Source organism: Streptomyces sp. NPDC002870 (assembly GCF_042888505.1).
Taxonomy (GTDB): Bacteria; Actinomycetota; Actinomycetes; order Streptomycetales; family Streptomycetaceae; genus Streptomyces.
On record NZ_JBIAPW010000015.1, the window covers coordinates 150,661 to 170,819 of the forward strand.

Below are 20,159 nucleotides of genomic sequence, written 5' to 3' on the forward strand. Positions count from 1 at the left end.
TTTGCGAGGACACCACCATGTACAAGTTCATCTTCAATCTCGTCTTCAAGCGGATGGACCCGGAGCAGGCCCACTACCTGGCCTTCCGCTGGATCCGGCTCGCGGTCCGCATCCCCGTCCTGCGTACGTTCGTCGCGGCGGTTCTCGCGCCCAGGTACGAATCGCTGCGCACAGAGGCGTTCGGTCTGCGCATGCACGGCCCGTTCGGCCTCGCCGCAGGCTTCGACAAGAACGCCGTCGCCATCGACGGCATGTCGATGCTCGGCTTCGACCACATCGAAATCGGCACGGTCACGGCGCAGCCGCAGCCGGGCAACCCCAAGAAGCGGCTGTTCCGGCTCGTGCCGGACCGTGCGCTGATCAACCGCATGGGCTTCAACAACGAGGGCTCGGCGGCCGTCGCCGAGCGGCTGGCCGCCCGGAAGGCGGTCTTCGGGACCGTCGTGGGCGTCAACATCGGCAAGACGAAGGTCGTGCCCGAGGCGGAGGCGGTGGCCGACTATGTGAAGTCGACCGAGCGCCTGGCGCGCCACGCCGACTACCTGGTCGTCAACGTCTCGTCACCGAACACGCCCGGCCTGCGCAACCTCCAGGCGACCGAATCGCTGCGCCCGCTGCTTGCGGCCGTACGCGAGGCGGCGGACCGCAGTGTCGAGGACCGCCGGGTCCCCCTCCTGGTCAAGATCGCGCCGGACCTCGCGGACGAAGACGTGGACGCGGTCGCGGACCTGGCCCTCGAGCTCGGCCTGGACGGCATCATCGCCACGAACACGACCATCGCGCGCGAAGGCCTGGGCCTGAAATCCGACCCGGCGCTGATCAAGGAGACCGGCGGACTGTCCGGAGCGCCGGTCAAGGCCCGCTCCCTGGGGGTGCTGAGCCGCCTGTACGCGCGCGTGGGCGACCGGATCACGCTGATCGGCGTCGGGGGCATCGAGAACGCAGAGGACGCCTGGCAGCGCATCCTCGCGGGCGCCACGCTCGTGCAGGGCTACAGCGCCTTCATCTACGAGGGCCCCCTCTACGCCCGCGCCATCCACAAGGGCCTGGCCGCCCGCCTCAAGGCATCCCCGTACGCCACCCTCGCCGATGCCGTCGGCGCCGAGACCCGGAAGGCAGCCAAGTGACCCTCGAACCGTTCGGCGCACGCCTGCGCCACGCCATGGACACCCGCGGCCCGCTCTGCGTCGGCATCGACCCGCACGCGTCGCTGCTGACCGCCTGGGGCCTGAACGACGACATCGCCGGCCTGGAGCGCTTCACGCGTACGACCGTGGAGGCGCTGGCCGACCGGGTCGCCGTCCTGAAGCCCCAGTCGGCGTTCTTCGAGCGCTTCGGCTCGCGCGGCATCGCCGTCCTGGAGAAGGCGGTCGACGAGGCGCGGGCGGCGGGCGCGCTGGTGCTGATGGACGCCAAGCGGGGCGACATCGGCTCCACGATGGCCGCGTACGCCGCGACCTACCTCGACAAGGACTCGCCGCTCTTCTCGGACGCGGTGACCCTCTCGCCGTACCTGGGCTTCGGCTCGCTGCGTCCGGCGCTGGACGCGGCCGCGCTCTCCGGCGCGGGCGTGTTCGTACTCGCCCTCACCTCGAACCCGGAGGGCGCGGAGGTACAGCGCTCTACGGCCGCGGACGGCCGGTCCCTGGCACAGGTGATGCTGGACCACATGACCGCGGAGAACGCCGGTGCGCAGCCGCTGGGCTCGGTCGGCGCGGTGGTCGGCGCGACGCTGGGCGACGCGGGTGTGAACCTCGGCATCAACGGGCCGCTGCTGGCCCCGGGCATCGGCGCGCAGGGCGCGACCCCGGCGGACCTTCCCGGAGTCTTCGGCCCGGCGATCGGCAATGTCGTGCCGAGCGTGAGCCGCGGGGTGCTGCGGAACGGTCCGGACGTGGCGGCGCTGCGGGAGTCGGCGGCGCGTTTCGCGGACGAGGTGCGGTCGGCCGTTTCTTCGGCCGTTTCGGGGGGTTAGCGCCTCGGCCGCGGGCCTCGAAAACCTCCGCGTCGGCCGCATTGGCAGAAACTTGGCCAAAAAAGCGTGTCTATATGTCAGAAATGTCCTGGTCGGTCGATGCTGACCAGGACTTTTCGTCTGTTCTCGCTGACTGGAGCGGCCATGGCCGCTAGTCTCCGTCGAAGAGCGAACGTGCACGGCGTTGCTCGTTGCTCGCCTGGTGTGGGGCGATAGGTTCCTCACCGGTCCGTATCCGACAGTTCGACATCCGAGGTGACGTAGGCGTGGCTCTTCCGCCCCTTACCCCTGAACAGCGCGCAGCCGCGCTCGAAAAGGCCGCCGCGGCTCGCCGGGAGCGGGCCGAGGTCAAAAATCGACTCAAGCACTCCGGCGCCTCGCTCCACGAGGTCATCAAGCAGGGCCAGGAGAACGACGTCATCGGCAAGATGAAGGTCTCCGCTCTCCTTGAGTCCCTGCCGGGCGTGGGCAAGGTCCGCGCCAAGCAGATCATGGAGCGGCTCGGCATTTCCGAGAGCCGTCGCGTGCGCGGTCTCGGCTCCAACCAGATCGCCTCTCTTGAACGCGAGTTCGGCGGCGGTGCCGCCTGACGTTCTCGGGCACTCCCGAGAACCTGGATAATCGCTGCATGGCAGCAGAGGTACGTCCGCGGCTGACCGTGCTCTCCGGCCCCTCCGGGGTCGGCAAGAGCACGGTCGTCGCCCATATGCGCAAGGTCCACCCCGAGGTATGGCTCTCGGTGTCGGCCACAACAAGGAAGCCGCGCCCCGGCGAGCGCCACGGCGTTCAGTATTTCTTCGTCACCGACGAGGAATTCGACAAGCTGATCGCCAACGGCGAGCTGCTGGAATGGGCCGAGTTCGCGGGCCACCGCTACGGCACGCCCCGCCGCGCGGTCCTCGATCACCTGGAGGCGGGCGAGCCCGTACTCCTGGAGATCGACCTCCAGGGCGCCCGGCAGGTCAAGGAGTCCATGCAGCAGGCGCTGCTGGTCTTCCTGGCCCCGCCGAGCTGGGAGGAGCTGGTGCGCCGGCTCACCGGACGGGGCACCGAGCCGCCCGAGGTCATCGAGCGCCGGCTGGAGGTTGCCAAGGTGGAGCTGGCGGCCGAGTCGGAGTTCGATACGACCCTGGTCAACACCTCCGTCGAGGATGTAGCACGTGAGCTGCTAGCCTTGATGCAAGTTGTTTGATCTTTTTCTGTTTTTCCCTGAAGTTTCTTCGGAAGGCTAGAGCGTGTCCTCTTCCATCACTGCGCCCGAGGGCATCATCAACCCGCCGATCGACGAGCTGCTCGAGGCGACTGACTCGAAGTACAGCCTCGTGATCTACGCGGCCAAGCGCGCGCGTCAGATCAACGCGTACTACTCGCAGCTCGGTGAGGGTCTGCTCGAGTACGTCGGCCCGCTTGTGGACACCCACGTCCACGAGAAGCCGCTCTCGATCGCCCTGCGGGAGATCAACGCGGGTCTGCTGACCTCGGAGGCCATTGAGGGCCCGGCTCAGTAGCGATTTACGTTCAGCGTCTTACGTTCTTCACGACAGGCCCGGCGGCGCGACTGCCGGGCCTGTGGTGTGTCATGGGGGAGTACGCATCCGAGTGCGGGGAGACGCAGTAGTGGACAAGCCGAAGGTCGTTCTGGGCGTCAGCGGAGGCATCGCCGCGTACAAGGCGTGCGAGCTGCTACGGAGGCTGACGGAATCGGGCCATGACGTACGTGTCGTCCCCACCGAGTCCGCGCTGCACTTCGTCGGCGCCGCGACCTGGTCGGCGCTCTCCGGACATGAAGTCTCGACCGAGGTCTGGTCCGACGTCCATGAGGTTCCGCACGTACGGATCGGGCAGGGCGCCGATCTCGTCGTCGTCGCGCCGGCCACCGCCGACCTGCTCGCCAAGGCGGCCCACGGCCTCGCCGACGACCTGCTGACCAACACACTCCTCACCGCCCGCTGTCCGGTGGTCTTCGCGCCCGCGATGCACACCGAGATGTGGGAGCACCCCGCCACCCAGGAGAACGTCGCGATCTTGCGCCGCCGCGGGGCCGTCGTCATCGAGCCCGCCGTGGGCCGGCTCACCGGCGTCGACACCGGCAAGGGGCGGCTGCCCGAGCCGGACGAGATCTTCGAGGTCTGCCGCCGGGTACTCGCCCGCGGCGTGGCCGCCCCGGACCTCGCGGGCCGTCATGTGGTCGTCAGCGCGGGCGGCACGCGCGAGCCGCTGGACCCGGTGCGCTACCTGGGGAACCGCTCCTCGGGCAAGCAGGGGTACGCCCTGGCCCGCACCGCCGCGGCCCGCGGCGCCCGCGTCACGCTCATCGAGGCCAACACCGGGCTGCCGGACCCGGCGGGGGTCGACGTCGTCCACGTCGGCACGGCGGTCCAGCTGCGCGAGGCCGTGCTGAAGGCCGCGCCGGACGCGGACGCGGTGGTGATGGCCGCGGCCGTCGCGGACTTCCGCCCCGCCGCGTACGCCGCGGGAAAGATCAAGAAAAGGGACGGTCAGGAGCCCGCGCCCATCGCGCTGGTCCGCAATCCCGACATCCTCCACGAGATCTCCACCGAGCGGGCCCGCCCCGCCCAGGTGATCGTCGGTTTCGCCGCAGAGACGGACGACGTACTCGCCAACGGCCGCGAGAAGCTGCGCCGCAAGGGCTGTGACCTTCTCGTCGTCAATGAGGTGGGGGAGCGCAAGACGTTCGGCTCCGAGACGAACGAAGCGGTGGTGCTCGCCGCGGACGGCGGCGAGACGCCGGTGCCGTACGGGCCCAAGGAGTCCCTCGCCGACACTGTGTGGGACCTGGTCGTCCCGCGGCTTGGGTGAATTCTTGGTTTCGCCGCGACGAGTGGTCGAAATCACGTGAAATCCGACGTATCACCCTAGGATCGGGGTCTATCGCCCTGCCGTACCGGACCGGAGTCCTGTTCGTCTCGCTCCCACGGAGCGAGACGGGTGGACCGGCGGCGGAGGGTGACGGATAAACTGCACATGGACCGTCGCGAGGCGCAGCCCTCCGGCCGGTCCGCCAATGATCAGCCAGCAGCCGCTGCAACCCCAGGGAGCATTGTGTCCCGTCGTCTGTTCACCTCGGAGTCTGTGACCGAGGGTCACCCCGACAAGATCGCTGACCAGATCAGCGACACGATCCTCGACGCCCTTCTGCGGGAGGACCCGACCTCCCGGGTCGCCGTGGAGACCTTGATCACCACCGGTCTTGTGCACGTCGCCGGCGAGGTGACCACCAAGGCGTACGCGGACATCCCCACGCTCGTGCGCAACAAGGTCCTCGAGATCGGCTACGACTCCTCGAAGAAGGGCTTCGACGGCGCTTCCTGCGGCGTCTCGGTCTCCATCGGCGCGCAGTCGCCGGACATCGCGCAGGGTGTCGACACCGCGTACGAGACGCGTGTCGAGGGCGACGAGGACGAGCTCGACAAGCAGGGCGCCGGCGACCAGGGCCTGATGTTCGGCTACGCCACCGACGAGACGCCCGAGCTGATGCCGCTGCCGATCCACCTGGCGCACCGGCTCTCCCGCCGCCTCTCGGAGGTCCGCAAGAACGGGACCATCCCGTACCTGCGCCCCGACGGCAAGACTCAGGTCACCATCGAGTACGACGGCGACAAGGCCGTCCGCCTCGACACCGTCGTGGTCTCCTCGCAGCACGCCTCGGACATCGACCTGGACTCGCTGCTCGCTCCCGACATCCGCGAGTTCGTCGTCGAGCACGTGCTGAAGCAGCTGGTGGACGACGGCATCAAGCTGGACACCGACGGCTACCGACTGCTGGTCAACCCGACCGGGCGGTTCGAGATCGGCGGCCCGATGGGCGACGCCGGCCTCACCGGCCGCAAGATCATCATCGACACGTACGGCGGCATGGCCCGCCACGGCGGCGGAGCGTTCTCCGGCAAGGACCCGTCCAAGGTGGACCGCTCCGCGGCGTACGCGATGCGCTGGGTCGCGAAGAACGTCGTGGCCGCCGGCCTCGCAGCGCGCTGTGAGGTCCAGGTCGCCTACGCGATCGGCAAGGCCGAGCCGGTAGGCCTCTTCGTGGAGACCTTCGGCACCGCCACGATCGACGTGGACAAGATCGAGCAGGCCATCGGAGAGGTCTTCGACCTGCGCCCGGCCGCGATCATCCGCGACCTGGACCTGCTGCGCCCGATCTATGCCCAGACGGCGGCGTACGGCCACTTCGGCCGCGAGCTGCCGGACTTCACATGGGAGCGCACGGACCGCGTGGACGCGCTGCGCTCGGCTGCGGGTCTGTAAGCACAGCACGCGCACGAACACGGCGGCCCCGGACCGACAAGGTCCGGGGCCGCCGTGGTGTCAGTGGCGTCTGGTAGGAATTTGGCTGTGAGCAGCGACGACAAGCAGCCCGAGGAGCCCGCCGCCGGTGGGCCGGAGCAGCTTGCTCTCATCCGCGAGACCGTGCGCAAGGCCAAGGTCCCCAAAGCCAAGCCGCGGACCTGGCGAGGGGCCGCGCTGGCCAAGGAGCTGCCCGTCGCGCGGGTGATGGTCAACAAGGGCGTGCTCCATCTCGACCAGTACTTCGACTACGCCGTGCCCGAGGAGCTGGACGCGGACGCGCAGCCCGGAGTGCGGGTGCGCGTGCGGTTCGGGGCCGGGGGGCACCGGGTGCGGGAAGGGCGGCGGGAAGGGGGCGGGCTGATCGACGGGTTTCTCATCGAGCGGCGTGCCGAGACGGACTACGGGGGAGCGCTCGCCGCGCTCGCCTATGTCGTGTCGCCCGAGCCGGTGCTCAGCCCCGAGATGCTGGGCCTCGCGCGCGCGGTCGCCGATCGGTACGCGGGCAGCCTGGCGGACGTGCTGCAGCTCGCCATCCCGCCCAGGAACGGACGGGCCGAGTCGAAGCCTTCGCCGAAGCCGCTGCCGCCGCCCGACGCGCCTGACCCGGGAAGCTGGGAGCGGTACGGCCGCGGGGCGGCGTTTGTGGAGGCGCTCGCGGGCGGGGGTGCGCCGCGGGCCGTGTGGACCGCGCTGCCCGGACCGCAGTGGCCGGACGAGCTGGCGCGGGCCGTCGCGGCGACGCTCGCCTCCGGGCGTGGGGCGCTGGTCGTCGTGCCCGACGGGCGGCGTGCGGCGCGGGTCGATGCCGCACTCACCGCGCTGCTGGGGGAGGGCCGGCACGCGGTGCTGACCGCCGAGTCCGGGCCCGAGAAGCGGTACCGGCAGTGGCTCGCCGTGCGGCGCGGGTCGGTGCGGGCCGTCGTCGGGACCAGGGCCGCTATGTTCGCTCCCGTACAGGATCTCGGGCTAGTCGCCGTCTGGGACGACGGCGACTCCAGCCACAGCGATGAGAACGCACCATTCCCGCATGTGCGCGAGGTCCTCGAGCTGCGGGCCACGCACGACAGGTGCGGCTTCCTGCTGGGGAGTACGAGCTGCACGGTGGAGGCGGCCCAGCTGGTGGAGAGCGGCTGGGCCCTGCCGCTGATCGCCGACCGTGAGCAGGTACGCAGCGCCGCGCCCCTGGTGCGTACGGTCGGGGACGGGGAGCTGGCGCGGGACGAGGCGGCTCGGGCGGCGCGGCTGCCGAGTCTGGCCTGGCAGACCGTCCGCGACGGGCTGAAGAGCGGGCCGGTGCTGGTCCAGGTGCCCAGGCGGGGCTATGTGCCCAGGCTCGCGTGCGAGCGGTGCCGCACGCCCGCGCGGTGCCGGCACTGTTCCGGGCCGCTGGAGGCGCCCGACGAACGGGATCTGACCTGTGGGTGGTGCGGGCGCGGTGCGGTGGACTGGCACTGCGCCGCGTGCGGGAGTACGAGACTGCGCGCCCAGATCGTGGGTGCGCGGCGTACGGCGGAGGAGCTCGGGCGGGCCTTCCCCGCGGTCCAGGTGCGCACATCGGGCCGCGACCATGTGCTGGACACCGTGCCCGGGCGGCCCGCGCTGGTAGTGAGCACGCCGGGCGCGGAGCCCGTCGCCGAAGGTGGATACGCGGCGGCGCTGCTGCTCGACGGCTGGGCGATGCTGGGGCGGCCCGACCTGCGGGCGGGCGAGGATGCGCTGCGGCGCTGGATGGACGCGGCATCGCTGGTGCGCGGGCAGAGCGAGGGCGGCACGGTGGTGATCGTCGCCGAGCCGACACTGCGACCGGTCCAGGCGCTGGTGCGCTGGGACCCGGTCGGGCACGCGCAGCGTGAGCTGGGCGAGCGGGCGCAGCTGGGGTTCCCGCCGGTCTCCCGGATGGCGTCGGTGACGGGCCGGGCGGAGGCGATAGCCGCGTTTGTGGCGTCGGCCGAACTGCCCGGCGACGCGGAGCTGTTGGGCCCGGTGCCGCTGCCGGTCACCGATCCGGGCAGACCACGGCGGCCGGGTGACCCGCCGGTGGGCGAGGTGTGGGAGCGGGCGCTGCTGAGGGTGCCGCCGGGCAGCGGGGCGGCGCTGGCGGCCGCGCTGAAGTCGGCACAGGCGGCCCGGCTGGCCCGCGGTGGCACGGAGCCGGTACGGATCAGGATCGACCCGCCGGACATCGGCTGACCCGCCGGACGTCCGCTGACGGGATGCTGATGGGCGGGGATGGGGGGCCGTGGGCCACGCGTTGCGCTGTCGTCGCCGCCCCCACGCACAGCAAAGGGCTGCCCCCACCCGTCAAGGGCAGGGGCAGCCGCGGGAAGGTCAGCCGTTGCGCGGGCCGGGGAAGGCGCTCGGGCGGGCCTCCTCGCGGAGGGATTGGCCGGTGACCACCGGCTGCGGCGGCATCGCGCGGGCGGCGGGGACGGCCGGCAGGCCCGTGCCCACCGGCAGCGTGCGGGTCGGCACCGGGTCCGCGCCATGGTCCATGTCCGACGGGCCCGCCTGCTGCGCGGCCCGTCGCGCGCCGTAACGGCGGTGGACCGCCTGCTTGGTCACCCCGAGCGCCGAGCCCACCGCGTCCCACGAAAAGCCCAGCGAACGGTCGAAGTCCACCGCCGCGGTCACCAGCGTCTCGACGCTGTCCCTCAGCTCCTGCGCAAGACGGACGGTCGGGGCCGGGGCCCTGCCGTAGACGACGAAGCCCGTGGACGGGCCGGATCGGCGCGGGCGGTAGACATTTCCCAGCTGGGCGGTGAGCGTGCGCAATGCGTCCACCTGCCGGCGGACCCGCTCGATGTCCCGCACCAACAGGTGCAGGCTTGCTCGGGCTTGGGCGTCGTGGGTTGCGTGGTCGGCCATTGACAAGCCTCTCGAACCGGCGTTGAAAAAGGGTCGGGCCGCAACCGGGGCGGCCCGTTTCGGTCAATCTCTCTTGACCAACGCTCTACCTGGCGATGTGGTCACGCTTCGGGGGCGTATGCACATATGCGCGGGGCGCACGGTCCTCCGTACGCCCCCTGTTTCCCCGGCCCATAGACTGGTGCGCTGCTCGTCACCGCACGCAGCCTGAGAGGCAGTCAGCCACCGATGAAGCTCGTCTTCGCAGGCACCCCCGAGGTCGCCGTACCCTCCCTGGACGCCCTGATCGCCTCCGGCCGGCATGAAGTCGCCGCCGTCGTCACCCGGCCCGACGCACCCGCCGGACGGGGCCGCCATCTGGTGGCCAGCCCGGTCGCCCAGCGCGCCGAGGAAGCCGGGATCGAGGTGCTCAAGCCGGCCAAGCCGCGGGACGAGGACTTCCTGGCGCGGCTGCGCGAAATCGCGCCCGACTGCTGCGCGGTCGTCGCCTACGGCGCGCTGCTCCCCAAGGTGGCCCTGGACATGCCCCGCCACGGCTGGGTCAATCTGCACTTCTCGCTGCTGCCCGCCTGGCGCGGCGCCGCACCGGTCCAGCACGCCATCCTCGCCGGGGACGAGATGACGGGCGCCGCGACCTTCCAGATCGAGGAAGGCCTCGACACGGGTCCGGTGTACGGCGTGATCACCGAGCATGTACGGCCCACCGACACCAGTGGTGACCTGCTCACCCGGCTCGCCTTCGCCGGCTCCGGACTGCTCGCCGCGACCATGGACGGTATCGAGGACGGCACCCTGAAGGCCGTGCCGCAGCCGGCCGAGGGCGTCTCGCTCGCGCCGAAGATCACCGTCGAGGACGCGCATGTGGACTGGAACGCTCCGGCACTCCGTGTCGACCGCGTGGTCCGCGGCTGCACCCCCGCGCCTGGCGCGTGGACGGTCTTCCGCAGGGAACGGCTCAAGCTGATCCAGGCGGCGCTGCTGCCCGACCGTACGGACCTCGCGCCCGGCGAACTCTCCGCCGGCAAGAACAACGTGCACGTCGGCACCGGATCGCACGCCGTCGAGCTGCTCTGGGTCCAGCCGCAGGGCAAGAAGCCGATGCGCGCCGCCGACTGGGCGCGCGGGGTGCGCATCGCCCCGGGCGAGAGGGTGGGCGGCACGGACGTAGGCTGAGAGGGTTCGACCCTTTCACTGAGGTTCACCTCGCGATGCCGGGCCGGCCGGCCCAGTGGGCCTGCCCTCCGGCCGGGGGGCCGGGGGTGTCCCCCCGGCTAGACACAGCAACAGCGGAGCACCTTTGAACGAGCAGGCACGTCGCCGTCCCCCCAAGCCGTACCGCCGCCCCAAGAAGGATCCCGTGCGGATCCTGGCCTTCGAGGCGCTGCGGGCGGTCGACGAGAGGGACGCCTACGCCAACCTCGTACTTCCGCCCCTGCTGAAGAAGGCCCGCGAGAAGGACGACTTCGACGCCCGCGACGCGGCGCTCGCCACCGAGCTCGTGTACGGGACGCTGCGCCGCCAGGGCACGTACGACGCGATCATCGCGACGTGCATCGACCGGCCGCTGCGCGAGGTCGACCCGCCGGTGCTCGATGTGCTGGCGCTCGGCGCGCACCAGCTGCTCGGGACGCGGATCCCGACGCACGCGGCCGTGTCGGCGAGCGTGGAGCTGGCGCGGGTGGTGCTCGGCGACGGGCGGGCGAAGTTCGTCAACGCCGTCCTGCGCAAGATCGCGCAGGACGACCTGGACGCCTGGCTGGAGCGGGTCGCTCCGCCCTACGACGAGGACGCCGAGGACCATCTGGCCGTCGTGCACTCGCACCCGCGGTGGGTCGTCTCCGCGCTGTGGGACTCGCTGGGCGGCGGGCGCGCCGGGATCGAGGACCTGCTGGAGGCCGACAACGAGCGGCCCGAGGTGACGCTCGTCGCCCGGCCTGGCCGCTCCACGGCCGCTGAACTCCTCGAAGCGGTGGGCGAGGACTCCGGGCTGCCCGGGCGCTGGTCGCCGTATGCCGTGCGGCTGGCCGAGGGCGGCGAGCCCGGCGCCATCGAAGCCGTACGGGAAGGGCGGGCCGGGGTCCAGGACGAGGGCAGCCAGCTCGTCGCGATCGCGCTGGCGGGCGCGCCGCTGGACGGCCCCGACGAGCGGTGGCTCGACGGCTGCGCAGGCCCCGGCGGCAAGGCAGCGCTGCTGGCCGCGATGGCCGCGGGCCGGGGCGCGTCGCTGCTGGCCTCCGAGAAGCAGCCGCACCGTGCCCGGCTGGTCGAGCGGGCGCTTGCGGGCAACCCCGGTCCGTATCAGGTCATCGCCGCGGACGGCACGCGTCCGCCGTGGCGGCCCGGTTCCTTCGACCGTGTGCTCGTCGATGTCCCGTGCTCGGGCCTCGGAGCGCTGCGGCGGCGTCCGGAGGCCCGCTGGCGGCGGCGTCCCGAGGACCTGGAAGGCTTCGCGCCGCTCCAACGCGGCTTGCTGCGCGAGGCGTTGACGGCCGTCCGGATCGGGGGAGTGGTCGGTTACGCGACCTGCTCGCCGCATCTCGCCGAGACCCGGGTGGTCGTCGAGGACGTGCTGAAGGGGCGTGGCGGCCCGGCCGCCGAGGCCGAGTGGGTGGACGCGAGGCCTCTGATGCCGGGCGTGCCCGCGCTGGGCGACGGTCCCGATGTGCAGCTGTGGCCGCATCTGCACGGCACGGACGCGATGTATCTGGCGCTGCTGCGCCGTACGGCCTGAGGCGGCGGCCCCCGCGGCGGCACCGACAAGACGCTGTACGTCGGGCGACCTACCGGTTTCGGGCGTGGGGAGGCGCCGGGAACGGCGGAGCAGCGGTGAGGCCGGGCTGCTCCCTCCGTAGAGACAGAAGGGAGCAGCCCGGCCTCGTACCGCCGCTGCCGTGGATGGTCAATGGCCGGCGCAGTCCGGAACGGGCGCGTCGCAGCCGGACAGCGCCGGGATGATTGCGACCGCGCGCTCGGTCAGCCTCCGAACGTGCCGGTGGTCTCCGCCTTCCAGGCACCGCCCGTGACCTTGTAGACGGTGAGCTGCTTGTTGGTGGCATCGCCGTATTCGTCGAAGGAGACCTTGCCCATGACTCCGTCGAAGGAGACCGTCTGCAGGGCTTCGGTGACCTTGGCGCGGGCGTCGGAGGGCAGCTTGCCGTCCTTGGCCACGGCCTTCACCGCCTGGATGATCGCCCAGGCAGAGTCGTAGGAGAAGCCGCCGTAGGCTCCGTACGCCTCCTTGTACCCGGCCGCCTTGTAGTCCTCGATGAACGTCTTGGCGGAGGGCAGGTCCTCGACGGGCGCGCCGACGGACGTGGCCATGTCGCCGTCGCCGCGGGCGCCGGTGAGCTTGAGGTACTCGTCGCTGTAGATCGCGTCGCCGCCGATGAGCGGGATCGCGGCGCCCGACTTCTTGACCTGTGCGCTGAGCGGGCCGGCTACCGGGTACTCACCGCCGTAGTAGACGACGTCCGCCCCCGAGCTCTTGATCTTGGTGGCCACGGAGCCGAAGTCCTTGGCCTCCGGGTTGACGTGATCGGTGCCGACGACCGCGCCGCCGAGCTTCTTGAAGTGGGCGGAGAAGGTCGCGGCCAGTCCTGCGCCGTAGGTCTTCTTGTCGTCGACGACGAAGACCTTCTTCTTCTTGGCCGTGTTGTACAGGTACTCGGCGGCGAACGGGCCCTGGATGGCGTCCGTGGTCGCGGTCCGGAAGTACGTCTTGAACGGCCGGGCCTTCTCGCCGGTGTCCCACTTGTCGCCTTGGGTGAGGGCGGGGTTGGTGTTGACCGAGACCTCGGCGACCTGGGCGGCGTCGAAGACCTTCTGCATGGACTGGGCCACGGAGGAGTTCAGCGGGCCGACGACTCCGAGGACGCTCTTGTCGGCGACGAGCTTGGTGGCGTTCTGCTGGCCGGAGGAAGGCTGTGCCTGGTCGTCGAGAGCCTCGATCTTGAAGGTGACGCCCGGCACCTCCTTGTTCTTGTTGGCCTGCTTGACGGCGAGGTCGACCGAGTTCTTCATACCGAGGCCGAGTGCGGAGAGCTCCCCGGTCAACGGCGCGTCGAAACCGATGGTGACGACGGTGGAGCCGTCGCCGGAGGCGTCGTTGGCCTTGCCTGTGTCACGCGAGCCGCACGCCGTGAGCGAGAGCGCTCCGGCGGCGAGCGCGGCGGTGACAGCTATGAGAGAACGATTGCGCACGATCGGTCCTTTCCCTTACGAGGCGCCGACCAGCGTGGTCAGGATCGAAGATCGGTCTCTGTCGCGGCGGCTGGCGTGACTCTAGATGGCGTCTGCCGAAACGAGCAGAGGGGACGAACCGATGTGATTCTCTTGTTATGCCGCTGCTCAGGCGGAGGACTTCCTTTCGTGAGGCCGGTTCAGCGGTCACCGTGCGGCGGTGGAGCGTGTCACGTGTCAGTGGACGCCGGGCAGAGCGGCGGGCTGCCGGGGCGGGGCTTCAGCAGAAGCGCGGCAGCTCAGCCGTCGGCCGGGGGACGCCCACCGTGCCGCCCGCCGCAGGCGCCCGCTCCGTCCGCTCGCCCCGCAGCAGCGGACCGTCCTCGCGGGCAGGCCTGTCGGGATGACGCCCCCAACAGCCCCTCGCCACGGGGAGAATCGCCAGGATTGCGCGGACTGTACAGATCCCGGGAGCCTTTGGTCCGTACCGAGAGACATACCGGGGAGGGGAAGAGCCCCGGAACGTGGCAGGCTTGGCCCATGGCCGTTCAGATCAATCCAAGCATCCTCTCCGCCGACTTCTCCCGCCTGGGGGAGGAGGCCAGGGCGGTCGAGGGTGCCGACTGGCTCCATGTCGACGTGATGGACAACCACTTCGTGCCCAACCTCACCCTGGGCGTGCCGGTGGTGGAATCCCTCAGCCGCGCGACGGACATCCCGCTGGACTGCCATTTGATGATCAACGACCCCGATCGCTGGGCCCCGCAGTACGTCGAAGCGGGGGCCGGATCCGTCACCTTCCATGTCGAGGCCGCGGCCGCGCCCGTACGGCTGGCGCGCGAGATCCGGTCCAAGGGCGCCCGTGCCTCGATGGCGCTCAAGCCCGCCACCCCGATCGAGCCGTACGAGGACCTGCTCCCCGAGCTCGACATGCTGCTGATCATGACCGTGGAGCCGGGCTTCGGCGGCCAGGCCTTCCTCGACATCATGCTGCCGAAGATCCGCCGTACCCGGGAGCTCATCGCCAAGCACGGCCTCGAGCTGTGGCTGCAGGTCGACGGCGGCGTTTCGGACTCGACGATCGAGCGGTGCGCCGAGGCCGGCGCGGATGTGTTCGTCGCCGGTTCGGCGGTCTACGGCGCCCAGGACCCGGCACAGGCGGTGCGTGCGCTGCGTACGAAGGCCCAGCAGACCCTGGCCTCGGCGGCCTGGGCGTGCGACCACTGAGCCACAAGCAAGTGAACTCAGCCCATCAGGGCTGATCAACAACCGTCGGATCTGACAGGATGACGGATCCGGAGTGTGTACAGCAGTGAGGAGATCGCGGTGTCGACGGGCCGGTCAGCCATGCGGATGGGACCCGCGGAGCTGGTGCAGGCGGCGGCCATGGCCCGCCGCTTCTACCTCGAGGGCAAATCCAAGATCCAGATCGCGGAGGAGTTCGGCGTCAGCCGCTTCAAGGTCGCGCGGGTCCTGGAGACGGCGCTCGAGCGCGATCTCGTACGGATCGAGATCCGCGTGCCCGCGGAACTGGACGCCGAGCGCTCCGACGCGCTCCGCGCACGCTACGGACTGCGGCACGCGGTCGTCGTCGAATCCCCCGCGGAGGGCGCCGAGGAGTCGCCCGACCCGGAGAACCTCGGCGAAGTGGCCGCCGATCTGCTCGGCGAGCTTGTGAACGAGGGCGATGTGCTGGGCCTGGCCTGGGGCCGGTCCACCATCCACATGGCCGCCGCGCTCGACCGGCTGCCCCCGTGCACGGTCGTGCAGCTCACCGGCGTGTACGACGCGGGGACCGCCGAGCGCGGCTCGGTCGAGGCGGTGCGGCGCGCCGCACAGGTCTCCGGCGGCGAGGCGCATCCCATCTACGCTCCGATGCTGCTGCCCGACCCGGCCACCGCCGCGGCGCTGCGCAGCCAGACCGGCATCGCCCGCGCCTTCGAGTACTTCGACAAGGTCACCGTCGCGGCCGTCTCCATCGGCTCCTGGGAGCCGGGCATCTCGACCGTGCACGACATGCTCACCGACGAGGAGCGCGGGCACTACGCCTCGCTCGGCGTCGCCGCCGAGATGTCCGCGCACCTCTTCGACGCCGAGGGCCGGCGGGTCGGCCGCGACCTGGGCGAGCGGTGCATCACGGTCGAGGCGGACCGGCTGCGCCGTATCCCTGAGGTGGTGGCGATCGCGGGCGGCCTGCGCAAGGCGGAGGCTATCGGGGCCGTACTGCGCTCCGGGCTTGTGACCAGCCTGGTGACGGACACGGCGGCGGCGGACCAGCTGCTGATGGCCCAGCCGGGACCACGACCGGCGCTGGACCGGGCAGACCCGGACGACTAGACCCGGACCGGACAGTCCCGGACGACCAGCCCCGGACGGCCAGACAGCCCCGGACGACCGAGCCGGTCGCGGGCGCCGAGCACGCTCGGGCCCGCCAGTGCGCAGACGTCGTAGGTGAGGGCCCAGGGGCGGATCATTTGGAGGATCTGCTCGACGGCACTCCTGTGAGCTGGAGCTTTCTCCCGGGCATCACATTCTTGTCGCCATGGGACAATGAAGTACGTGCGATTTCCCCGGCTGCAATGACCGGGGGCCAACTCCGATCGACTGGGATGTTCAGCACGTGCGTTTCCTCAATGACCTGAAGCCGCCGTACGACCTCACGTATGACGACGTATTCATGGTGCCGAGCCGCTCGGCCGTCGGCTCCCGTCAGGGCGTGGACCTCTCCGCGCCCGACGGCTCCGGCACCACCATCCCGCTGGTCGTCGCGAACATGACCGCCATCGCTGGGCGCCGGATGGCCGAGACGCTCGCCCGCCGCGGTGGCCTCGTCGTCATCCCCCAGGACATCCCGATCGACGTCGTCACCGACGTCATCTCCTGGGTCAAGACGCGCCACCTCGTCCTGGACACCCCGATCGTGCTCGCCCCCGGTCAGACCGTCGCCGACGCGCTGTCCCTGCTGCCCAAGCGGGCGCACGACGCCGGTGTCGTCGTCGACGCGGACCACCGGCCCGTCGGTGTCGTCACCGACGCCGACCTGTCCGGGGTCGACCGCTTCACCCAGCTGTCCGAGGTCATGTCCAGGGACCTGCTGCTGCTCGACGCGGACATCGACCCGCGCGACGCATTCAACAAGCTCGACCACGCGAACCGCCGGTACGCCCCTGCCGTGGACAAGGACGGCAGGCTCGCCGGCATCCTCACCCGCAAGGGCGCCCTGCGCGCGACCCTCTACAGCCCCGCCGTCGACTCCGAAGGCAGGCTGCGCATCGCCGCCGCCGTCGGCATCAACGGCAAGGTGGCGGGCAAGGCCAAGCAGCTCCTCGACGCGGGCGTCGACACCCTCGTAGTCGACACCGCGCACGGTCACCAGGAGTCGATGATCAGCGCGATCAAGGCGGTCCGCGGACTCGACCCGCACGTGCCGATCGTCGCGGGCAACATCGTGGCCGCCGAGGGCGTGCGCGATCTCGTCGAGGCCGGCGCGGACATCATCAAGGTCGGTGTGGGCCCCGGCGCCATGTGCACCACCCGCATGATGACCGGCGTGGGCCGGCCGCAGTTCTCCGCCGTGCTGGAGTGCGCCGCCGAGGCGAAGAAGTACGGCAAGCACGTCTGGGCCGACGGCGGTATCCGCCACCCGCGCGACGTCGCCATGGCGCTCGCCGCCGGCGCCTCCAACGTCATGATCGGCTCCTGGTTCGCCGGGACCTACGAGTCCCCGGGCGACCTGCAGCAGGCCGCCGACGGACGCCTGTACAAGGAGTCCTTCGGCATGGCGTCCGCACGCGCCGTTCGTAACCGTACGAGCGAGGAGTCGGCGTACGACCGCGCCCGCAAGGCGCTGTTCGAGGAGGGCATCTCCACCTCGCGCATGTTCCTCGACCCGGGCCGCCCGGGCGTCGAGGACCTCATCGACTCGATCATCGCGGGCGTCCGCTCCTCCTGCACCTACGCGGGCGCGGGGTCCCTCGAGGAGTTCGCCGAGAAGGCGATCGTCGGCATCCAGAGCGCCGCCGGTTACGCCGAGGGCAAGCCGCTGCACGCCAGCTGGAACTAGTACGAGCCACCACGGCCGGCCCCGCACTCCCGCGGCGGCCGGACGTGGTGTTTCCGTCAACTCCCCAACACGACAGGCATGTGTGGCGTCAGCCGGGGTATACGCGCCCTGCATTGTCCACGAGCAGGGGAGGACGAAGTGTCCACGGCGAGCACGGTTACGACCGAACTCACACAGCCTGGAACACGGCGGCCGAAGATGGCGGATCTGGATCTTCCGGACGTGCCCAATCCTGGGGAGGTGGCGCCCAGCGATGCACGAGAGATCTCCAAGGTCTTCTTCGTGCGGCTGGCTGCGCTGGAAGAGGGAACGCATCAGCACCAGTACGTACGCAACACGCTGATTGAACTGAACCTGGCGCTGGTCAGGTACGCGGCGGGCCGGTTCCGCAACCGGGCCGAGCAGATGGAGGACATCGTCCAGGTCGGCACTATCGGCCTGATCAAGGCGATCGACCGGTTCGAGCTGAGCCGCGAGGTGGAGTTCGCGACGTTCGCAGTGCCGTACATCATCGGTGAGATCAAGCGGTTCTTCCGCGACACCAGCTGGGCCGTGCATGTGCCGCGCAGGCTGCAGGAACTGCGGATCGATCTGGCGAAGGCGACCGACGAGCTCTCCCAGCGACTGGACCGCGCGCCGACCACGGCCGAACTCGCCGAGTACCTCGGGCTCGAAGAAGACGAGATCATCGAGGGCGTGGTCGCCAGCAACGGCTATACGGCAGGGTCGATCGACATGCCGATGGACGACTCGTCCGACCACGTTGCGGTGCCGCTGTCCGACCGGCTGGGCGCGCCCGACGCCGATCTGGAGACCGCGGAGAACGTCCAGGCGCTCAAGCCGCTCATCGAGGAGCTCGACGAGCGGGACAAGCAGATCCTGCAGATGCGCTTCGGCGAGGAGATGACCCAGTCGGAGATCGGCGCGGAGCTGGGCGTCTCACAGATGCATGTGTCCCGGCTGCTGACGCGCATCACTTCGCGGCTGCGTGCCGGACTGCTCGCCGTGGAGTGAACTGACGCCGCAGTACCCTCCGAACCCCCCACGGGAGAAGCGGCGTCCCGGTCGGCTGCCGGGACGCCGCTTGTGGGTCTGTCGGGCGTATGTCACCGGGCGTATGTCTGCGTGTGTCTCCGGGCGTATGTCCGGGGCCGGCAGGGCTTGTCGGGGGTGTGTCCGGAGTCAGCAGGGGGACGGCGCTGCCGCGGGCCGCATCCAGGTCGCCTGGACCCGCTTGCCGTACGGCAGTGGGCAGACCTCCACCCGTCCCGCGAGCTTCAGCACCATGTGCCAGCCGAATCCGCCGCCGCCGGTGAAGTCGGGCTCGCGCGGCACGGGAGGCAGCGGGCTGGAGTCGTCCATCTCCACCACCAGGGTGTCCTGCCCTGCCGTCAGATGCAGCTGCCACCAGCCCGCGGTGTGCCGGGCCGCGTTGGAGACCAGCTCGGAGACGACCAGCAGCACCGCGTCGAGGTCGGCCCACGGGCAGTGCTGCAACAGGAATTCTGCGGCGGCCCGGCGGGCCCCCGCGCTGTCTCTGTGCGGCGACTGGTCTATCACCACGTGCGGCTGTGCGTTCATCAGGGCTCGCCTACCCCGCTTGTCGCTCTTCTATCAGCCCGCGCACATTATGTGTCTCCGGACCGGGATGACGAGAGTGTCGTACGCAGCGCCTCGGCGACGGCGGCCGCCAGTGCGGCATGGCCCTCGTCGTTGGGGTGCACGCCGTCGGCCAGGTGACCGGGTCCGATCAGATCGCGTCCCGGCAGAAGCGCGAGCCGCTTGTCGCCGGAGCCGGAGCCGGGGTCTGAGCGGCCGCGCATCAGGTCTCCGACGGCCTCCTCCATCGCCGTACGCAGCTCGGCGAGCGTGGCGCCGAGGCGGTTCGGGGTCTGCTCGGCTCCGGGGCGCAGCAGGGGCGAGACCACCAGCAAGGGGGTGTGCGGGTGCCCCTGGCGTACGAGCGCGATGAACGCGCGCGTCGTCTCGTACAGCAGCGGCGCCGAACAGGGATTCCCGGTCCAGCAGTTGGTGCCGAAGGCGAGCGTGATCGCGTCGCCCGGGAGCGCCGCGAGCTGTTCCGCGGTGGCCAGTTCGCCGCGGCCGGCTCCGGCGTAGCCGAGGTTGACCGTGTCCAGGCCGAGGATTCGCCCGGCGACGGCGGGCCAGGAGTGGGCCGGTCGGGTGGACCACCAGCCCTCGGTGATGGAGTCGCCGTGGACGAGCCAGCGCGGTTGCCGCGGGGCGGGCGCGACGGACCCGCCGACAGGTCGCAGCCCCAGGATCACGGGAGACCGGGCTTCGGGCGGATGGATGGTGAAGGGCCCCTCGGCGCCGGCCGGGAGGTGGAGGGTGACCACGGCCTCCTCTGCGGGTTCCGCGATCGTCTCGGAGACACAGCTGCCGCCCTGCCACAGGGCGAAGCAGTGGGCGATCTCCCGCAGCGCGTCGGTCGGCCCGGGCACGGAGGCTCGGTAGCGGATCTCCACCGCCTCCGCGCCCTCGGCCGTGAACTCCAGCCGTACGCCGATGGGCAGCGCCGCGCGCTCCCCGGTGTCCCACGGCAGCCTGGCCAGATCCGACGGGTCGGCGCGCACCGCCCGCCCGTTTTCCAGCCAGGCAACGCCGCGCAGAAAGGGGCTGGGATCGAGCCAGGTCACGCGAACCTCCATGGGTCGGGGTGCTGTTCGGTTACCTGCAGGAACGTTGCGTTGTCCATGCCACTTCGCGTAGCTTGACTGCCCCTACCGGAGGGTAACCACC

Annotated in this window: 19 protein-coding genes; 14 read left to right on the top strand and 5 right to left on the bottom strand. The window is 70.8% G+C overall.

Annotation, left to right across the window (positions count from 1 at the left end; genetic code table 11):
- Positions 1 to 17 precede the first annotated feature (17 nt).
- The 8 genes from ACFYWY_RS20620 (at position 18) to ACFYWY_RS20655 (ending at position 8,479) form a co-directional block, all read left to right on the top strand.
- Positions 18 to 1,127 (top strand): quinone-dependent dihydroorotate dehydrogenase, encoded by a 1,110-nt coding sequence (locus ACFYWY_RS20620; RefSeq protein WP_389188397.1) that lies wholly within the window; start codon positions 18 to 20, stop codon positions 1,125 to 1,127.
- Complete coding sequence (pyrF, locus tag ACFYWY_RS20625; RefSeq protein ID WP_389188400.1) at positions 1,124 to 1,975, top strand: orotidine-5'-phosphate decarboxylase; 852 nt, start codon at positions 1,124 to 1,126, stop codon at positions 1,973 to 1,975. The genes ACFYWY_RS20620 and pyrF overlap by 4 nt, the downstream gene beginning before the upstream one ends.
- A 266-nt stretch (positions 1,976 to 2,241) precedes the next feature.
- Positions 2,242 to 2,565, top strand: coding sequence for an integration host factor (locus ACFYWY_RS20630; RefSeq protein ID WP_005319887.1), 324 nt, complete (start codon positions 2,242 to 2,244; stop codon positions 2,563 to 2,565).
- 38 nt (positions 2,566 to 2,603) lie between these two features.
- Entirely contained in the window at positions 2,604 to 3,167 is a 564-nt protein-coding gene (gmk, locus tag ACFYWY_RS20635) for a guanylate kinase (RefSeq protein WP_389188405.1), read from the top strand.
- Positions 3,168 to 3,210: 43 nt separating this feature from the next.
- Positions 3,211 to 3,483: a DNA-directed RNA polymerase subunit omega gene (gene rpoZ / locus ACFYWY_RS20640; protein ID WP_005319902.1), complete on the top strand. Its 273-nt coding sequence runs from the start codon at positions 3,211 to 3,213 to the stop codon at positions 3,481 to 3,483.
- Positions 3,484 to 3,592: 109 nt separating this feature from the next.
- Positions 3,593 to 4,795 (top strand): bifunctional phosphopantothenoylcysteine decarboxylase/phosphopantothenate--cysteine ligase CoaBC, encoded by a 1,203-nt coding sequence (gene coaBC, locus ACFYWY_RS20645; RefSeq protein WP_389188409.1) that lies wholly within the window; start codon positions 3,593 to 3,595, stop codon positions 4,793 to 4,795.
- A 243-nt stretch (positions 4,796 to 5,038) separates the two neighbouring features.
- Positions 5,039 to 6,247, top strand: a complete 1,209-nt coding sequence (metK, locus tag ACFYWY_RS20650; protein WP_389188412.1) for a methionine adenosyltransferase — start codon at positions 5,039 to 5,041, stop codon at positions 6,245 to 6,247.
- Positions 6,248 to 6,334: 87 nt separating this feature from the next.
- Positions 6,335 to 8,479 carry a primosomal protein N' gene (locus ACFYWY_RS20655; RefSeq protein WP_389188415.1) on the top strand — a complete coding sequence of 715 codons (2,145 nt, stop codon included), beginning with the start codon at positions 6,335 to 6,337 and terminating at the stop codon, positions 8,477 to 8,479.
- A gap of 138 nt (positions 8,480 to 8,617) precedes the next feature.
- On the opposite strand, the gene ACFYWY_RS20660 is transcribed toward ACFYWY_RS20655, so the two are convergent.
- Positions 8,618 to 9,154, bottom strand: a complete 537-nt coding sequence (locus ACFYWY_RS20660) for a hypothetical protein (protein WP_389188418.1) — start codon at positions 9,152 to 9,154, stop codon at positions 8,618 to 8,620.
- A 228-nt stretch (positions 9,155 to 9,382) separates the two neighbouring features.
- On the opposite strand from ACFYWY_RS20660, the gene fmt reads away from it, so the two are divergent.
- Both fmt and ACFYWY_RS20670 read left to right on the top strand, forming a co-directional pair.
- Complete coding sequence (fmt, locus tag ACFYWY_RS20665; protein WP_389188421.1) at positions 9,383 to 10,327, top strand: methionyl-tRNA formyltransferase; 945 nt, start codon at positions 9,383 to 9,385, stop codon at positions 10,325 to 10,327.
- A gap of 124 nt (positions 10,328 to 10,451) precedes the next feature.
- Positions 10,452 to 11,885, top strand: coding sequence for an RsmB/NOP family class I SAM-dependent RNA methyltransferase (locus ACFYWY_RS20670; protein WP_389188424.1), 1,434 nt, complete (start codon positions 10,452 to 10,454; stop codon positions 11,883 to 11,885).
- 242 nt (positions 11,886 to 12,127) lie between these two features.
- Here the strand turns inward: ACFYWY_RS20670 and ACFYWY_RS20675 are convergent, their stop codons facing one another.
- Positions 12,128 to 13,354 carry a branched-chain amino acid ABC transporter substrate-binding protein gene (locus tag ACFYWY_RS20675; protein WP_389188427.1) on the bottom strand — a complete coding sequence of 409 codons (1,227 nt, stop codon included), beginning with the start codon at positions 13,352 to 13,354 and terminating at the stop codon, positions 12,128 to 12,130.
- A 519-nt stretch (positions 13,355 to 13,873) separates the two neighbouring features.
- Between ACFYWY_RS20675 and rpe the strand changes: the two genes are divergently transcribed.
- Together rpe and ACFYWY_RS20685 are read left to right on the top strand one after the other, a co-directional pair.
- A complete protein-coding gene (gene rpe, locus ACFYWY_RS20680) occupies positions 13,874 to 14,560 on the top strand; it encodes a ribulose-phosphate 3-epimerase (protein WP_389188430.1) in 687 nt (228 codons plus the stop codon).
- Positions 14,561 to 14,635: 75 nt separating this feature from the next.
- Positions 14,636 to 15,670 carry a sugar-binding transcriptional regulator gene (locus tag ACFYWY_RS20685; RefSeq protein ID WP_389188434.1) on the top strand — a complete coding sequence of 345 codons (1,035 nt, stop codon included), beginning with the start codon at positions 14,636 to 14,638 and terminating at the stop codon, positions 15,668 to 15,670.
- On the opposite strand, the gene ACFYWY_RS20690 is transcribed toward ACFYWY_RS20685, so the two are convergent.
- Entirely contained in the window at positions 15,667 to 15,807 is a 141-nt protein-coding gene (locus ACFYWY_RS20690; protein ID WP_389188437.1) for a hypothetical protein, read from the bottom strand. The genes ACFYWY_RS20685 and ACFYWY_RS20690 overlap by 4 nt on opposite strands.
- Before the next feature lie 146 nt (positions 15,808 to 15,953).
- Here ACFYWY_RS20690 and ACFYWY_RS20695 point away from each other — a divergent pair, with 146 nt between their 5' ends.
- The gene (locus ACFYWY_RS20695) at positions 15,954 to 17,396 is read left to right on the top strand and encodes a GuaB1 family IMP dehydrogenase-related protein (RefSeq protein WP_389188440.1); all 1,443 of its coding nucleotides are present in this window, start codon (positions 15,954 to 15,956) and stop codon (positions 17,394 to 17,396) included.
- Between the two features lie 138 nt (positions 17,397 to 17,534).
- A complete protein-coding gene (locus ACFYWY_RS20700) occupies positions 17,535 to 18,410 on the top strand; it encodes an RNA polymerase sigma factor SigF (protein ID WP_389188443.1) in 876 nt (291 codons plus the stop codon).
- Between the two features lie 168 nt (positions 18,411 to 18,578).
- Here the strand turns inward: ACFYWY_RS20700 and ACFYWY_RS20705 are convergent, their stop codons facing one another.
- Both ACFYWY_RS20705 and ACFYWY_RS20710 read right to left on the bottom strand, forming a co-directional pair.
- Positions 18,579 to 18,977: an ATP-binding protein gene (locus ACFYWY_RS20705; RefSeq protein WP_389188446.1), complete on the bottom strand. Its 399-nt coding sequence runs from the start codon at positions 18,975 to 18,977 to the stop codon at positions 18,579 to 18,581.
- 47 nt (positions 18,978 to 19,024) lie between these two features.
- Positions 19,025 to 20,056: a GDSL-type esterase/lipase family protein gene (locus ACFYWY_RS20710; protein ID WP_389188449.1), complete on the bottom strand. Its 1,032-nt coding sequence runs from the start codon at positions 20,054 to 20,056 to the stop codon at positions 19,025 to 19,027.
- Positions 20,057 to 20,159: the final 103 nt, after the last annotated feature.

Coding starts and splice junctions, on each gene's coding strand:
- ACFYWY_RS20620 (WP_389188397.1), top strand. CDS start 18: ATGTACAAGTTCATCTTCAATCTCGTCTTCAAGCGGATGGACCCGGAG.
- gmk (WP_389188405.1), top strand. CDS start 2,604: ATGGCAGCAGAGGTACGTCCGCGGCTGACCGTGCTCTCCGGCCCCTCC.
- ACFYWY_RS20660 (WP_389188418.1), bottom strand. CDS start 9,154: ATGGCCGACCACGCAACCCACGACGCCCAAGCCCGAGCAAGCCTGCAC.
- fmt (WP_389188421.1), top strand. CDS start 9,383: ATGAAGCTCGTCTTCGCAGGCACCCCCGAGGTCGCCGTACCCTCCCTG.
- rpe (WP_389188430.1), top strand. CDS start 13,874: ATGGCCGTTCAGATCAATCCAAGCATCCTCTCCGCCGACTTCTCCCGC.
- ACFYWY_RS20690 (WP_389188437.1), bottom strand. CDS start 15,807: ATGATCCGCCCCTGGGCCCTCACCTACGACGTCTGCGCACTGGCGGGC.
- ACFYWY_RS20705 (WP_389188446.1), bottom strand. CDS start 18,977: ATGAACGCACAGCCGCACGTGGTGATAGACCAGTCGCCGCACAGAGAC.